Consider the following 18,057-nt stretch of genomic DNA (forward strand, 5'->3'; position numbering starts at 1 on the left):
AACGCAAAGCGATTGATAGAGATGACATTATGTTAAAAGCTCAGTCTACCAAGTCCCGCAAACACATGCCCCGCAAAGGGCGCGTGAAGAAACAATCGCTGATCTCGCGCATCGGCGGTTGGGCCGGAGCCGTTTCGGTCGGGCTTATGCAGGTTTTGCCGGCATATGCGGATGTGGTGGCTGTTGGCGGGTCGGGCACAAGTGTTTCCTCCCCAAATGGTAATGTTGATGTCACAACGAGCAATGTGCAGAGCGGCACAGCGTTCAATCAATTCTCTGAATTTAATGTAGGCGGCGCGGATACCGTCAACCTGCACCAGCCACTTAACGCCCAGAAGCTGGTCAACATTATCAGCGGCGGCGGGTCGCAAGTTGATGGTATCGTCAACACATACTTTGGTACGCCGAGCGCTCGGACTGCCAATATGACCGATGTTTACTTTGTAAACGCTGACGGTTTTGTTGTTGGCTCTACCGGTGTGATCAACGCGGGGCAGCTTACGATCACAACCCCGACATCGGATTTTGTCTCTGATCTTATTGACGAGGCCAACGGAAGCGGGCCGATCACTTACACACCAACACAAGAGCTTTTTCTTGGTAGCGAGCCGTTGAACCCCGATGGTGTGATCGACATTCAAGGTGAGATTTTCGCGAAACGTCTGGATCTTCGTGCTGGTGCGCGGATGATCGTGGATGGGCGCATTGATATCGATACGAATGAAACGACAGGGCAAATTGATCCTGCGGTGAATCTTCAAGGCGTGCCAACGGCGGGTGGCGTGAACATCGACGCAAACGGCGTGATCCGGCTCGTGTCTGAAGGCACGGTCGAAATCGGGGATACGGCAGAGATTTCAGCGAAGGGCTCGACACTCGGCGCGAACGAACACGGCGGCTTGGTTGAGGTGATCGCCGATGGCGACATCACCGCAAGTGGCAGCATTGATGTTTCCAACGGCACGGGTGATGCGGGCAGCGTCATGCTTTATACCAAAGGGTCCGCCCGATTGGAGCCTGCTTTTTCGGTTGTGGCCAATTCAACGGGCGGATCGGGCGGCTTTTTTGCTCTGCGCGCCAAAGAGGATATCACAAGCGCAGGCGGTGATTTTGACTTGAACGGCAGCGGTGGCTCTGGCGAAGCGTTCCTGATTGCCAAGAATATCACAATTGATAATGACCTGAGCACCAACGGCGGTTCGCTCGGCGTAAGCGCATCGAAAACCGCGACAGTGACAGGCGCAACTGTTGATACTGCGCCTACTGCGGGCGGCGTCGCAGGTGATCTGATTATCACAGCGCCCTCGATCACAATCGAAAACAACGCCGAGCTTCTCGCCTCTTCGGCGGGGGCGGATAACGGCGGCTTCTTGGGGCTGATTGCGCGCAATACCAACACGGGTATCGTCTGGGCGATCAATCCGGAAAGCGAAGTCGCGGAAATCAACATTTCCGACGCGACAATCGAGGCGGGCTCAATTGTCATCAGTGCAGTTGCGAAAGCGTCAAATGTGTTTGGTGATCCACTGGATGACGATCTTGAGGCGACACAAGTCGAGGCGATGGAGAACTCCTCGACCGAAGAGCAGTTTGAAGAGATGGTCACCGCCATCGGCAACACAGCTACGCTCGCGCTTGAGGGTGGTCTTTCAACGCTGAATGGTCTTATTCCCCTGCAAGTTCAGGTGCTTACAGCCGATGCGAGCGTTACGATCACGGATAGCGACATCACCGCAAACGGCAACTGGGCCGGACGCAACTCAAGCGCGCAAAACAACGAATTGGAATATGCCGAAAACGGTTTCCTTTCGCCGCTTGGCCTGCGCGAAGACACCTATCGTTTCATGACAGCGGGGTCGTATTTTGATGTGCTGTTGGGCGACGATAACGCCTATCAGATGAAGCTCTATCTCCCCAGCGAATGGGACAGAGACGCAGATTCGCTCTTTATTCATAGCCATGCAGATAGCGAGCTTTCGATCAGCCCGTTTGCCTATGGTCTTGGGCTTGCTGTTTCGGTGACGGATACGAAATCGCAGGTGAAGGTAACAGACAGCGATCTTCTGACAGATGCTGGCAACATGAGCCTCGTTGCGACGGCGATGGAAAACCACACCGTTAATATTTCTGCCAAGAAGATTGCGAACGGTGCGGCGGCTGTTGTGGTCTCGGTGCGGAACCTGACGAACCAGGTTGTGGTTGATGGCGGCACCACAAACAGCGCGGGAACGCTTGATGTGGCGGCCTTTACGGGGCGCAACCTTTCGATGACGACGGTTGCGAATTCCGGTATGGAAGGACGCCTTGCCATCGCGGTTAATGTTGATGTTTCGAACTCACTGACCGAAGCCGCGCTTGGCGGGACTGTTACGGCGGGCGGGAATGTGAACGTCGAGGCAGAGAACCTGTTCTTTAACCTTGCGCATGTCACCACCGCGACCATGGGCCTTGCGAATGTGCAGAAGGTTGTTGCGAGCCACCGAAATTCCACCAGCAGCACAACAGGCCTTGCCGGAACGCTGATGGCTGCGGCCTCTGGTAAGCCAGCAGACCCGAACCGAAAGGCGCATTTTGGCCTTGGTGTTGCGGTTGATCTTCAGCTTAGCGACGACAACACATATGCCACTATCGGCGGCACCTATCACGATTTCGACGATCTCGATGCCACTCCGCTCGCGCTCGGTACAACAGAGGTCACGGCAACGGGCAAAAACGTAGCGGTTAACGCGTCTTATCGGTTTGCGGATCGCGGCTCTGAAGGTGGCAGCGGCTTAACGCGCGGAACATCTGCGGCCTTTGGCAAGCTCACCTTTGTGGTGCAGAAAATGCTCGAGCGTTACAACGCCAAGAATCCAGCCAATCCGGTAACAGAAGATGAGCTTCTTGGCCGTTATAGTGACGCGCTGATGATGAACATCTCGATCGCGTCATTGCTTGGGGAAACACAGGCGGAAATCGGCGGCAATGCAACGATCAATGCAGGCAGCCTTGATGTTAATTCCGTCACACGCTTCCCAAACACAAACCCTGTGGAGTCCCTTGTAAATCAATGGGATACATATGTTGACCATTACACAGATTATCAGCCCGTCGCCGAAACAGGGCAGGCCGAGCCACCCGCGGTTGAGGCCCCAGTTGCGCCGGATATCGCTGGCTTTATCGAGCTGGTGAACCCGCTCACATATCTAACAACGGATTCGAAGGCCAAAGGCGAGGCGCCTGTGCCTTCCGATGGAAGCAAACCGGTTGTGCCTGACTCAGAGCAGGGCAAGGCGATTGGCCTTACGGTTACGTATTTCAATACCTCGAACACAACCAAATCGGTGATCCGCGACGGCGCGACTGTTAACCTCAAGACCGAGGCAAATGTGAAGGCCTCACAGGAGTCTCTGTTCCTGCATGTGGTGAACCTTCCCAAGAAGAATCCGCTGTCGGGCGAAGCGAAAGTCAATGATGCCATTGGCGCAGGTATCTTTGTATCGCGCACGGTTTCTGATGTGATTGCAGAGATCGAAAGCGGCGCGAAGGTTATAGTGTCCGAAGGCAACGTGAACGTGGACGCAATAACCGACAACTTTGTTGCGAGCCTTGCCTATTCTGGCGGTCAGGGATCGGATGTGGCGGTGAACGCCACCATCGATGTACAGATTTCCGACGCGGATACTGTTGCGCGGATTGGCGAAGAAGCCGAAATCAAGGCCGAAGAGGTGTCGATCAAAGCGCGGGATGAATCTGTTAGCTGGTCGAGTGCGGGCGCTATTTCCGGCTCTGAAAATGTCGGCGTCGGGGCCTCGGGCGTGGTGAATTTCAACACCCGCAACATTTGGGCCGGCATTGGCCCCGCGGACCGCACAGCAACACTTGCTGATGCGAGCCTGACCGTCATCAAAGCCGACAAACTTGATATTCTGGCCGAGAACGCCACCACAGAGATTACAGTAGCGGTTGCTGGAACAAAAGTTGTCGGCAAGCCAACACCACCGGCCAATCAAGAGCCGCCTGCCAACGACTCCGAAGACGATATGATTATTCCGTCCTGGCTCTTTAGCGAGGACGAAGAGGATCAGGTAAACGCGCAGCAAAACGTCAACACGCCAGCAGATCAGCAAGGCCAGCAGCAGAAATCCGGTTGGGCTGTCTCTGGGGCGGCGGTTGTAAACCTGTCGCTTGGTAGCACGGTTTCGGCGGAAATCCTGACCAACAACAAGATTGATCTGACGGGCGACCTTAACCTGACTGCGAAGAGCACGGCCACTTCGGTGAATGTTGGTGGTGCGGTGTCGGCCGGTATGGGAAGCGCGCAGGACACGAATGCGATCGCAGGGGCCTTTGCTGTCCATGTTGAAGATCGCATTCTACGTGCGCGCATTGTCGGCGCAGAGGTCTTTGCCGATGACGTTATCCTCACCGGCGACGATCAGGCCACGGTTGTGAATATCGCAGTAGGCGGCGCGGGGACTTCGCGCGGTGATATTGCACTGGCGGGTTCGGTTGCGGTTGCGTCTTTGGGCGGTGAGGTCACGACGGAGCTACTGGATGCAGAAATTACGTCTGAGGCCCTGACGCTTGATGCGGATGATACTTCGACAACTGTTTCAGTTGGCGGTGCCGTGGGCATCAATATGGACGCAACGCAGGGTTACGGTGTTGGCGTTGGTATTGCTGTTAATGCGGTGAATCGGAGCGCGATGGCCAAAGTGAGCGGCAGCGGCTTTGTTGATACGGGCGCCTTTGCGGTGTTGGCCAATAGCACGCAATCGATCTATGGATTTGCGGTCTCGGCTGGGGTTGGCAAAACGGGTCTTGCGGGGTCGGTGACGGTGAACACGATCACGAGTGGAGCCAAGGCGCTTGTTCTGGGTGAAGAGGACGGCGTGAAGCTTGTTGTGAACGCCGACAGCGCCGAGGTTAAGGCCGAAGAAAATAACACGATTTTCGCGCTTGGTGGCGCATTGGCGGGTGGGCGATCAACGGCTGTTGGCGCGGCCCTTACCGCGAACGTAATCACCGCCGCAACAGAAGCGCGTTTGCAGGATGTGAGCCTAAGCAAACGGGCGGCAGGTGTTGATCTGGGGGCGGTGCGTGTCACAGGTAACAGCACCTCAACAATCACTACGATTGCAGTTGCGGGCGCAGCGGCGGCCTCTGGAATGGCAGCGGGCGTTGGTCTTTCGGGCAATGAAATTACTGCGACCAACCTTGTTTCGCTTGCACGTAGCGAGATCACAGACGCCGAACTCATTGAAGCCACAGCAGATGCGGGCCGCACGATTGCCTCGCTTGGCGGCGGTATTGGCATTTCGGGCAAAGGCGCTGCGGGCGTTGCGGCAACCTTGAACCTTCTGCTCGGCAACACAACCAAAGTCGACCTGACAGGCGCAAACCTCAGCACGCGCGATAGCGGCGCCATTTCCGCCAACGCCATTGCAAGCGGTACGATCCGCTCTATGGCAGCAGGGATTTCGGCCTCCAGCAATACATCTATCGGCGGCGCGGTCACTGTAAACGTGACGACAGCGGAAACATCCGTAATCGCGAATGGTGCCACAATTACAGCGGACGGAATGCTAACCCTTTCAGCAGATGACTCTGGCACTGTTCAATCGCTCGCAGGCGGCGCAGCGCTCTCGCTGAGTGGAAACGCAGCGGGTGGCGCGGTTGCGGCCAACTTTATCGATCATGACACAAAAGTCATCACCAACGGCGGGAGCCTCACCGGTGAGGGACTGTTGCTGAGTTCAGAGAATTCCTCAACCATTGAATCCATGGCAGTTGGTCTTGCGGGCGGCAATGGCAATGCGTTTTCGGGCTCTATCGCCATCGGCAGCATTGGCAACACAACGACAACGCAGGCGGTCGATACTGACCTGAACGCAAAATCCGGCGTCGCGCGACTTGCGTCAGCGCGGACCGGCGATATTGATATTCTTTCCGGTAGCGCAGCGGTTGGCGGCGCAAATGCTGTTGGTGTTGCGCTGACCGTGGCGAGCATTCACGGCGGCGTAAGTGCGGACCTTATTACCAGCGGAAGTATTAGCGGCGCGGCGCTTGAAGTAGCGGCGACCAACACCGCAAGTATTGATGCGCTTGCGGTTTCCGGCGCACTTGGCCTTGGTGGCGCGGGCGGTGCTGGCTCTGTGGTTTATACACAGATCGGACGTCCGGGCGTGGATGGGCCATCCATGCCGACTGTCGAGGGCGATGATCCAGCCGTTGACCCCATTGCGGACACCCAAACAGCCGTTGAAAACGAACGTGATGCAGCCCTTCAGAGCCTCGTGGAAGCAACCTCCTCCAATGCAACCTCGCTTGATTCAAATGATCTGGCGATGGAGCTTGATGTTGACGATGTTGTCCGCGCGCGGGTTGAGCTGACGGGTGCCGATCAAACCCTTCCTGGTGTGAGTGTTCAGACAACCGAAACAACAACCACGCGCTCGCTCGCTGGCGCGGTTGGCATTGGTGTGTCTTCGGCCGGTATCGGCGCAGGTCTTGCAGTGAACCTGATGTTTGGCAAGACAGAAGCAGAGCTCATTCTTCCTTCTGGCGAAGATACTTACGTTGATGGAGATATCGACGTGGGCATTACCCAGACAGGCACAGTTGAGACTGCGGGCGTTGCTGGCGGTGGCGGTAGTTCTGTTGGTGGCGCGGGGTCGGTCACGGTTAACGTGATGAACCGTCAGGCTGATGCACGGATTGCGGGGGCCCTGACCGGAACGCAATCGGGGCTTTATACAGACGGCGGAAATGTTGATGTCACCGTAACGCAGGGCGGTACAATTGACTCTCTCGCGGGTGCCGTGGGCATTGGCGGGACAGCTGGATTTGGCGGCGCGATCACTGTGAATGTGATGTCGGACGACGCTGAGGCAAAAGTCGAAGACGTAACCCTTGTTACAGCAGAAGCAACAACTCCCGTTGGCACACCGCTTTCGACAGCGGGTGATGTGACGATTACAGCGGATCAAACCATGTCGCTTGGCGCGGCGTCGGTCGCAGTTGGCGGCGGGGGAACCGGCGCGTTTGCGGGATCTTTTGCAGTGAACGTGGCTGATGGCGAAGTTCTTGCCACGCAGCGCAGCACGAATTTTGATGTTAAGAGCCTCACCCTTGCGGCCACGGCGACGCCATCGCTTGTTGGCAATGCGGGCGCAATTTCGGGCGGGGGCTCGGCGGCTGTGGGCCTTGGAATTGTAACCAATGTGACGCGCCAAACCGTGCGCGCGGACTATGATATGTCCGAGACTTTCGCGCATGGCAACGTCAGCATCACGGCCAAATCCAACGGCAGCATGTCAGGCAATGCTATCTCTGGCTCCGGCAGTGGCGGCGTAGCACTCACAGGTTCGGGCGTTGGCAACTCTGCTGAAAACCTCGTTGAGGCGCTGGTCCGCGATACGGATGTGGTGCCTAACGATGACTATCCAACAGGTGAAGCACCAGACGACTATGTTCCAGACGGCGGCAGCTATATCGGTACGCGGGGTTCTATCCTTGTGCTGGCCGAGGGTACGAACAACATCTCGCTCTTGGGCGGTACGGATGAAACTCCCGGAATCTCGGTGAACTTTGCGGGCGGCGGAACAGCGGGCATCGGGGCGTCTGTAACGGTAAACACGCTTGCAAATGATGTGCGCACGGCGGTTGAGGGCAACACTGTTCTTACTGGCCTTGGCAACAGCACGATTTCCGATGGAACAGATACCCATCGCGGTGTGGCGATCAAAGCGCGGGGCAATAGCACGATCAATATGGTTGCGGCCAACGGCGCGGTTGGTGGTGTTGCCGGTGTTGCGGCGTTGTTTGCGATGAACCTCATCAAAGATAAGGCTCGCGTTCAGATTTCCGCAAACAAAGGTATCGGGATGAGCGCGCGGATCAACGATCCATCGCTGCTTGATGATACCCTTGAGGACAAGATCGGCACCAAGGTCGCTAATAGTAATCAAGATACTGTTATTGAAGCGAAAACCGACAACTCGGCACTTGCCGTAACGGCGAATATTGCGGTTGGCGGTTCTGCGGGTGTTGGTGCGGGTTCGGGCAATACGCTTGTGACCAATCTGGCCGAAGTGGATATCGGGGAGGCGTTCATCGGCGCGCGCAAAACCGTGGATATTGATGCCTTGGCCAAGACCAAGATCGAAACTGTGACGCTTGGCCTTGCGGGTGGATTCGTTGGTGTGTCGGCGAATGCTGGCGTAAACCGGATTGCCTCTGAAGCACTTGTTACGCTCGACGGAACAGGGGTTTTGGCTGGCGATGATGTGCTCATTACCTCGAAAGTTGACAGTGACAGCTATGGCCTGACTGGTGCTGCAGGTGGTGGCGCGATTGGTGGCGCGGGTGGCGTTCAGGTCACGTTGTTTGACAGCACTTCGAAGGTCACAATCGGCAAAAGCCGCGCCTATTTTGAAGGTACAATCGAAGCTGGTGACGATATTGAAACCGAAGCCCTGACCGTTTTGAAAACCGATGCGAATGCGGTTTCCGGCGCAGTTGGTGGCGGCGCATTGGCGCTTGCGGCAAATATTTCGCTTATTGAAGCCACGACCGAAGTTAACCTTGGCGCAGGGACGCGAATGGATGCGGGTGGATCGCTCCTGCTGCGGGCGAAGGATGAAGCGGATATTGACAGCCTGACCGGATCGGTCGGTTTGGGCGGCGTCGGGATCGGTGCGTCTATTGATTACGTGAGCTTTGAAGGCACAACCAAGGTTGCGATTGGCTCTGGTGCAAAAATCAACGCTTATGTGGGCTCAAATCCGGTGGCCAACCCTTCTGGAGCAAGCGACGGCCTAACAATCGAAGCCCTTTCAGAGCGCGATGTTGAGACAGGAGTCTTGGCCGTTGGCGCGGGCTTCCTGAGCCTTGCGGCGGCGATTTCCGCGATTGATATGGGTGGCGCTTCTGAAGGCGACGATGGCAATACCGCAACCTTGCTTGCGCAAGCCCAACAAGAGTTGGATGCGGATCAGTCAGGCGAAACGACCCGCGACGTTGATGATGACACGCGTGAAAGCACAGAGCGGGAACTAAGCGACGAAGACAAGAAGAGTTCTGCGGGCTCACTGATGACATATGCAGGTGCGTCCGGTACGGCCTCTGAAGTTACCGCGTCGCGTCAGTCGATAGACCTTCTTGCAGCGCCCGGAGCGGATGTTGTGAAGGTTGAGATCGGATCGGATGCGATCCTGACTTCGCGCGGGAATGCGACCATTAACGCCACAAGCCGCACGGCGGTTAAACAGACCGCAGGTGGTGCAGCGGTAAGCCTCGCTGGTGGCGCGATCAGCGGCACGGCGGTAAGCAACATCGGAACAGGTTCGAGCATCACGATGGGCTCTGGCGCGCGTCTGCTGGCGGATGGCAATATTGCGTTGAGTGCCGCAAACGAAAACATCGCTGGCCGCAATCTGATCGAGTCAAATGCGGTTACTGTGGCAGCTTCTGGCGGCTTTAGCGCCGGTGTCGGGGTGTCCTATGCGAAATTGAGCGGCAGTTCCAAGATTGATCTTGGTGCGGGTACAGCCCTTGAGGGTCATCTTCTCACCCGTGCCGAGAAAGTTGCACTGAGCGCGACGCGTAGCGGAACCGTGCTGACCGATACGTTCAACCTCTCTTTGGGGGTTGCTGGTGGTGTTGGTGTTGCTGTGTCTCATGCCAAAAACTTTGGCAGTTCTATCATCAACATCGGCCGAAACGGCGGCGCGACCTCGCGTATTCTGGCCGAAACGGTGACGCTCAAAACGGATGATACATCACGGGCCGAGGCCACAGGTGAGGGGAGTTCGGGAGGCATCGCGGCAGGCGTGAACGCAGTTGTTATCACTGCGGATGCCGGTAGCGACAGCGTGTTGACCACTCATGCGCTTGATGTGGATGCGCGCACGATCACATTTGAAAACCTAAATGCTGCTACGGCCTATGCCGAAGCTCGGGGTATCGCGGTTGGCGCAGTTGCCATCGGCGCAGCAGTGGCCCGCGCGAACCTGTTCAGCACAGTCACAACCGCCGTAAATGCCAATCTAGATGCGCGCACGATCACGTTGAAAAGCAAGATCTATAAAGGCGCATATGATCACGCCAAGGCGATCTCGGCTTCGACGTCGGGCGGCCTTCTTGCAGGTAATGGCGCGGAATCAGAGGCTTACGCGAACTATAAGGTCAATGCTGCTTATTCCGGTTCGTTCCAAAGCGATGGCCTACTGACCTTTGAAACCGATGCAACGGCCGTTTCGACACGCGCAGAAACAACAGGACGTGCAGGCGGTTTGGCGGCCATTGGCGTAACCATTGCGCGGTCAGGGCAAAACACGGCTTCCTCGCTTGATGCGGCGGATCGTGTGGCCACCGTTACGGCCTCTGTGAACGATGCAACGATTGCGGCGGAGAGCCTTGTCATCAATACAGGCAACGCGCCAAGTGCATATTCCAAGGCGGATTCCGGTTCGGGCGGTGTGGTCTCTGGCTCTGGTGCGGAAACGCGCGTCACCACAAACACAGCAACGGTAACCAATCTTGGGAACAGCGGAACATTCAATGTTGCCGCCGATACCGTCACCATTTCGACAGGCCAAACGGCTGCGCTTGGCAGCAAGGTTGATACCATGAGTGCCGCTGCGATTGGTGCTTCGGGTTCAGATAGCCGTACAAACGTCGCAACGGCCGTTGTGACGCGCATTGGTGGCAATGCAAACATTCTTGCCAAGAACATCGATATTACAGCCAAAAACACGGTGAACCGTCCTGAAGATGATTGGAATATCAAGTCGGGTTCCGGCGGCGCAATTGACGTGGCCGCGATGGTTAGCCGCGTTGGGGTTGACGCAACAACCGATCTCTATGTCGATAACGGTGCGAAGCTGACGCAATATGGCATCACGGGCGCGAACCAGACGTTCGAGATGGGCACATATACAAACATGGCCATCGTCGATCGTCTTAAACTGGATGCAGGCGGGGCGATTGCGATTCCGATCGGCGAGAGCGAAATTCGGATCAACACCAATACCGCGAAGGTCACGATTGGCGCGGCAGACATCTTTGCCATTGATGATGTGACGTTCTATTCCGGTGGTGACGCGACGATTAAGGCAGAGGTGGATGCCAAATCCTATGGCCTTGCCGGTGCCGCAACAGGCAGCACCGAAGCAATCTTTAATTCCGACAACCGCGTCATCTTTGGCAATGGCGCGCGCATTGAATCGCTGCGCAATGTGAAAGCACAAGCAGGTTTCGGCGCTCGTGAAGCCCAAGACGTTAGTGTCCGTGCGGAAACCCGTGTGTTCAACAAAACCGCGATCCCGATCCCAACAGACCCAGCCGCAGACGCAGAAGCCAACACGAACTCTATCGTTGATATTCAGCAGGGTTCCGAAATTTTTGCGGTGAAGGACGTTTATCTTCTTGCCGAAGAGGGGAGCCGCGATATCGTTGGTTACGGGCGCGGCAAAGACCTCTATCGCGAGGCGTTGGCCGCGCTTGGTTCTGCATTTAGCGAAGCTTTCGGCGGCGAGCCGGTCAGCCTTGATATTGAGAGCGGAACGTCGAAGAACATCTCCAATGATGGCATTCTGGTAAACGGCTATGTGCGTGCAGGTTCGCGCAACAAGCAGATTCTGATCCTGAATGCGCTAAATGAATTGGATAACGGCTCGGTCGATGATGCAAATGGCAATCCGTATACAGACGAGATGGTCGAAGGCATCGCGTATTCCATCCGCAAGAATGTTCTTATCGCGTCAGAACTTCAGGAGCGCATCGACCTTCTTACAGATCTGATTAATGACCCAATTCTGAATCAAGACGCAGCCGCTGTGCTTGCATGGGAAGCAGAGAAAGCCCAGCTACAGGCGCGCGCAGCAGGGGCCGCGGGAACCGCAACATTTGTGGACCTCGAAGATATCATTGCCTCTGAAGGTAACATCGTTATCCGCGCAGATTACGTGCACGGCACCAATACAGGTACGCTCGACGCACCAGGTAATGCTGAAATCAAGGTGCATATCTGGGGCGAGAACACATATCTTAATACGGCGAATATGATCATCCCCGAGAACGAGGGCGGCCGCATTATCTTTAATGACGTCAACGTTCAAACGCCTCAGGATATCAATGCGCTTTCCGATCCGAACCGTCCGGGTATCACAAACTATACCATGATCTCGGGTGATGATGCGGGCGAGCCACGGATCGAAGCTGTCACCTATGGCGGCGGCGGGCTTATTGTGGGTGGTGACATCTATAATGCTGATGGCGTGGCACATTTCACAGCGAATGGCCCGACCGCAGATTTGGACGTACGCGGCGACATTTCTGCAAAAACGATCGAGCTTAGCGCTGGCCGCGATTTTGTTCAGGGCTACAAAGCGGGCTTTACCGAAATCGAAGGCGACCCGCGCGAAATCTACGAGTCGTTCTTTGAAACGCACGAAGGCAAGGCGCGCAAGACTGTGTTGGCTGGTCTGACTGTGACGGGCTATTCTGGTGGCAACCTGTCGTTTGATTTCATGGGTAACCCTTTAGTCATTGGTTCGGTTTCCGAATTCAGCATCGCGCCGCGCAAAGGTATCATTCAAGCGGGCCGGAACGTTTATATTTCGGCGGATAAGCTTAACATCAATGGTCTGATCCAAGCGGGCACGGGTAGCTATGATGTAACAATCGCCGCTGACATTGATACCTACCTCGACCAGTTGCTCAAAGATGGCATCAGCGGACCGGTTCTTCTGCATAACCCTGCTGAGCCTGTGAACAACAATGTTGTGCGCAACGAACATATCACCAGCGATGTAATCATTAAGTTTGAGGAAAATGGCGTCGACGCCGACGGTAATGTTACCGGCAAGATCGTTGTGTCTCCGATGGTTGTTCAAGGTGGACGCGTAGAGCTTGTTGGTGAAGTCTTCTCGACAGGTGGCGGCGAAATCCGTTCGCTTGACGGGTTTGGAACGGTCAACGTGAATAGCGGTTCGAAATATGCGCTGGAGCTTGGCCGCATCGACCTTGGTGAGCTTGGCGAACTGGGGCAGGGCGTTGAGGGCGTTGTTCGGATTACCGATACAGGGCGCGAAATCCGTCCGGATGAATTCCTGATTACCGAATTCCGTCGGATCGGCACCGAATTCCGAGAGCTGAACAACCTGACCTACGACGTTGAAAACTTCGATTTCAACGAAGATGGGAAAATTGATCTGGTGCGGCACAACCCGACCAATAACGTCACGGATTCTTCCACGACGTCGGCTAACGGGCGCTCGGGCATGTATCAGACCCGCGAGGACAGAGACCTTGTGATCAATCGCGCCGAAACCGTTACGCAGAAAACCAATAAGACCCAGACGCAGTTCTTCTTCTGGGCCGGTTTTGGAAAGGGCGTAGAGAGCGAGAAGGAGCCAATTCAGGCGACTCCAGAGCCCGCGGATGTTCAAAACGGCTTGAACGGTATGTATCTTGCGGACTCGCTTGGTGGCTCGGACTACGCGTATCACTTCTCCGGACGCCGCGTGAGCAACTCTTATGAAGACAGCGATGAATCCGTCGATGACAAACGCTTCCTAGGCATTGGCGATGTGGTCACAACATGGACCACAACCCAAACCGCGACCCATCTTTATACGCACCGTCTAAAAGCGGACTATGGCGTCAAAATTACATTTGATGGCGGCGATACGGGCGGCATGAATGTGATTAGCGGCGGAGATGTGATCTTTACCGGCAATGTGAGCAACTCGGTTGGCAATACTTCGGTAACCTCGAACAACGGTTCTATCCTGTCGTCGGATTCCTCTGTTGGCTTTAATGTTGGTGAGCTTCAACTTTATGGATATGGCGGACGCATTGGCGGCATGTCTACGGCTTTCCGGGTTGATCAACATGACGGCACTGCGCTGACCGCCATTGCGCGTGACAGCATCGATATCCGTGAACTCGGCGGTGACATGATCATCGACGAAGTCCGAACCACGCGACGCACAATCCAAACCGGGACAGGCGAAAGCGGGCAGGTTGCCCTGCAAGCGGAAGGCAGCATCTTTGGAGCGGCTTCGACTTCAAAAGTGACCGGTTCCTCGATTTCGCTGCTCTCGACAGACGGTGGTATCGGAACGGATACGGAAGCGCTGAAGATTCATGAGGACGGCGGCAGCTTGATCGTCAAGGCCCGCAACAATGTAAACATCACCGAAGAAACGGGCAATCTCCACCTCAACACAGTTGAGAGCCAAACCGGCAGCGTAACGCTGACGTCACTTGGCGGCGCAATCCTTGATCGGAATGACGTTCAAGTGCGGGATGTACGCACCGAGGATGAGTTGGGCGAGCTTTGGACAACCGATCTTGGCCTGAATGGTGCGGGGCTTGATGTGCGGATCGACGAACAGATCGCTGCCCTCAAAGCCGAGCGCAAACGCAGCTATGAGGCGTACTGGCGCGCGCGAAATGCTGACGGCGGCGCAGCGCAGACCTTTGAACTTGATCCTGCTACCGGCCAATCGCTTTTGGATGGCGGCTGGAGCCAAGCGCAACTTGATGCATATATCGCCGAACGCGAGGCGCTTTACACAGCATGGAACGGTGAGGCGGTCTATGATGCGAGTTACGAGTATGACGTATCGCTTGCGGAGCGCGCTGATTATCTTGATGGTGTGGAGTGGACCAATAAGGAGCTGACCGAATGGATCCGCGCCGGTCTGATCCGCGGTACAGGCGACACGAACATTCGTATAGAAGATCCGAACGTCATCGCTGCAGGAGACATCAATCTTTATGCGGCAACCGAGGTTGGCGAATTGCTTCCGGAATATGTTCTGGGCGGAAACCGCGCCGATGATCTCGAAGCACTGGCAACAGCAGAGCGCGCGGATGTCATCATTGATGATGTGAACAACACAATCACCGTGCGCCGCGCAGAGGATGTTAACTTTGCCTTTACGGCCGTTGACACCAATGGCCATTCGCTCGGGAACCTTCGGGTTGAGTCCGCTGCTGGCGATCTGTTCTTGAGTGCGGAAACGGCGGCAACGCTTGCCAATCTAACAACGCCGGAAAACATTCGCCTCAAGATCGACGGCGCAATGACCGATAATCGTGATGGCGTTGCAGCGGTGACCGGTTCTGCGATTATCGTGGAAGCAGGGAACAACGCATCAATTGGCGAGGCGGGCAATCCTCTAACCTTTGATATCCATGCTGGGGGCAACCTTATTGCGCGGGCGGGGCACGATGTGTTCATCCACGCAATTGATGATATGCTGCTCGCAGAGGTCTTTGCCGGCGGTAAGGCCGTAATCTCCGCAGTTGGAGCGATCACAGATGACGTTGCCACAGGCGCAGTGCGGGTTCGTGCGGCGGACCTTGTTCTTGATGGCGCGTCGATCGGAATTGACGCCGAACCGCTTGTGATTGAGATCACCGACAATGTTGACGGTGCGCTCGACCTCGAAACAACATCTGGCGACGCATATGTAACTGCTGCAAGCGACCTTCGCCTGAAGAAAGCGGTTATTGCGGGCGGTGGCCGCATCGAAACCACAGGCGAGTTCGCATTCTTGAGCAATAATACACTCGCCTTCGGTTCTGGTGCGACCCTCACGCTCATCGCGCCAAAAGGCCTCGACCTTAGCGCGTCTTCGGGCACCGACATTGCGGGCGGCACGCTGATCATTCAATCCGGCGGTGGCGTGGGCAGCTTGAGCAAGCGTCTTGAGACTGTTCTGGCGGGTCTGACATTCATGACTGATGGCAGCGATCCAACGTCTCTGTTTGTCAACGATCTGGATGATTTGCGGATCGAAACCGTGGTTCAGACCCACGCGGACGCCGTCACTGATGTAATCGCTGGCGGAACGATCTCGGTTGGTACAATTACAAACGCATCCGATGTCATTCTGCTGGGGCAGGGCATTGCGGATGGTCGTATCGTTGCAGAGCGCGTCGAACTTCGCGCGGTTGGACCTGATGCGGCGGATGGCATTGGCATGGCTTCGATGATGGACCTCACAACAGGCCGCTTGTTTGCAAACGCCACTGCGGGCGACATTGCGATTTCCTTGCGGGATCGGGACACCGAAATCGAGGAAGTCATCGCTGGTGGCGCAGGTTCCATTCGCCTTCTGAGTGACAATTCCGCGCTGACCCTGCTTGCTGGAAACGGCATTGCAACTGAAGGCGGCTCGATTGAAGTCTCAGGAACACAGCTTCTTACTATGGCTGAAATTCTCTCGAAGGGCGGCTCTATTGATATCGCGGGCACAAGCCTCCGTACAATGGCAGACATCCTTTCAGAGGGCGGCGCAATCGACATCCTGACAGTTGGCGACTTTATCCAGCAAGCAGGAACCAAAGTGGACTCCGGCACAGGTCCGCTCCGCGCGGCTGTTGGCGGCGATATGGAACTGGCTCAACTTACAACAACCTCCACAGGGCTCGCGCTTGATCTATCGGTTGAAGGAATGCTCTCTGTGGCGAGCGGCCAGACCGCAACGCAGCTTGTGGCCAATACGGTGAACTCGCGCACAATGCTTCGTGCTGGACGGATTGATGCCATCGGGCCGGATGGGTTGGCGACACACCTTGCTGAGCTTGATGTGGTAACACAAGCTGGCGCGCTTCATATCCAAGAAGCAGACGGGCTTATCCTCTCTAATGCGGAAACACAGGATGGGTTGATCGATATTTTCACTGGCGGACGCACAGTGATCGGTACGCTGAACTCTGTGAGCAGCGAGGAAATTGTTATCTCCTCAAGCGCGGGGAATTTGGTCTCTGATGGAGCTGTGTTGCAAGGCGGAGATGTGCGGTTGTTTGCCTTCGGCGGCGCTCTGACGGGCGAAACTGTGGGCTCATTCCAAGGTGATACAAAAGACGGAGTAACCCTCCATCTCGTTGCTCAGGACGATCTCTTTTATACGGAAACCGCTGGCGATCTGCGGGTGGCCTATGCCCTCTCTGACCAAGGCAATCTTGAGCTAAACGCGCCGAACGGTTCTGTGGAGTTCGGGGTCCTCGGAGCAGCTGGTTCTATGGATCTTGAGGCCCTTGGTGAATTGCGCGTTACCGTGATTGGCGGCTCCTCTGTCGATCTTGCGGATGAAGATGCGCTGCAGCTCGTGAACCCGGAATACTACGGCAAGCGCGACGTCAAAGCGCCCGAGGCAATTGAAATGACGGCGCGCGGTGTTGGCAGCAAGCTCTATGGTGGGTTCATAAACGGCAAAGGAAGCATTGGGCTTCATGCGGATAACATCGACGTTCACCTGAATGATGCGCGTCCGTCCGACAGCATGTTGCTTGTCATCAATGATGATCGCGGCGGTATTGCAGAGAATGTAGATGTGCGCTCCATCGGCGATGGCCCGAACCTGTTCATTACGGACTACTTCGCCGACGTTCGGACGCGCCTTCAGGGGCGGACCCTTTCGCAAGGTGAGTTGATCCTGACCCATGGCCGGATTGGATCGGGGCAGGTGACCCACGCAGGTGAAAGCTTCATTGGCGAGGATATCGTTATTGGCGGGAATGTATGGTTCCGTCAGCGGAGCTTCGATTTGCTCGCAACGCGTGAATACACCGAACTTTCGACCGAAGCCGATGTTCAGGCTTTGGCGCTGAACGGTGGCCGTATGGTCTTCTCGATGCAGAACGAGATTGGCCTCGTGACCATCGATCCGAGTGATGACATTGACGGCTCTGGTGGTTCTGTTCTGATCCTGAACCGTCGCCTTGGCGGCGTGGACCTTAATGGTGGTCAGGGCTTTGCTTATGGTGTTGGCGTGGAGACAGATATCCTGAGCTATGCGTTTATCTTCCACGGCGCTGACGCGGGTGTGATCAACAATGCGCTGATGAATCTTCTCGCAGATCAACAAGAAGCCGCAGAAAAAGTTATCCTGCCGCAGTTTATGACCGAAGTAGAGAACGACAACGATTGCGCCAGCCTGACTGAGGGCGAAAACTGCGCCTGACAGGCCGCAAATCCTGATGTCGTGAGTGTCGTCGGGATAAAGAAAGGCCCCGCTTTTGCGGGGTCTTTTTTTGGGTGTATTTGGGCGC

Annotated in this window: 1 protein-coding gene; it reads left to right on the forward strand. The window is 55.9% G+C overall.

Going from position 1 to position 18,057, the window contains the following annotated elements:
* Positions 1–29 precede the first annotated feature (29 nt).
* Entirely contained in the window at positions 30–17,969 is a 17,940-nt protein-coding gene (locus OU789_RS16320) for a leukotoxin LktA family filamentous adhesin (RefSeq protein ID WP_274656805.1), read from the forward strand.
* The last annotated feature ends 88 nt before the right edge of the window (positions 17,970–18,057 follow it).

Source organism: Halocynthiibacter sp. C4 (assembly GCF_028823805.1).
Lineage (GTDB): Bacteria > Pseudomonadota > Alphaproteobacteria > Rhodobacterales > Rhodobacteraceae > Falsihalocynthiibacter > Falsihalocynthiibacter halioticoli.

Bases quoted from the DNA above. Each gene is read 5' to 3' on its own strand.
- OU789_RS16320 (WP_274656805.1), top strand. From the start codon at position 30: ATGTTAAAAGCTCAGTCTACCAAGTCCCGCAAACACATGCCCCGCAAA.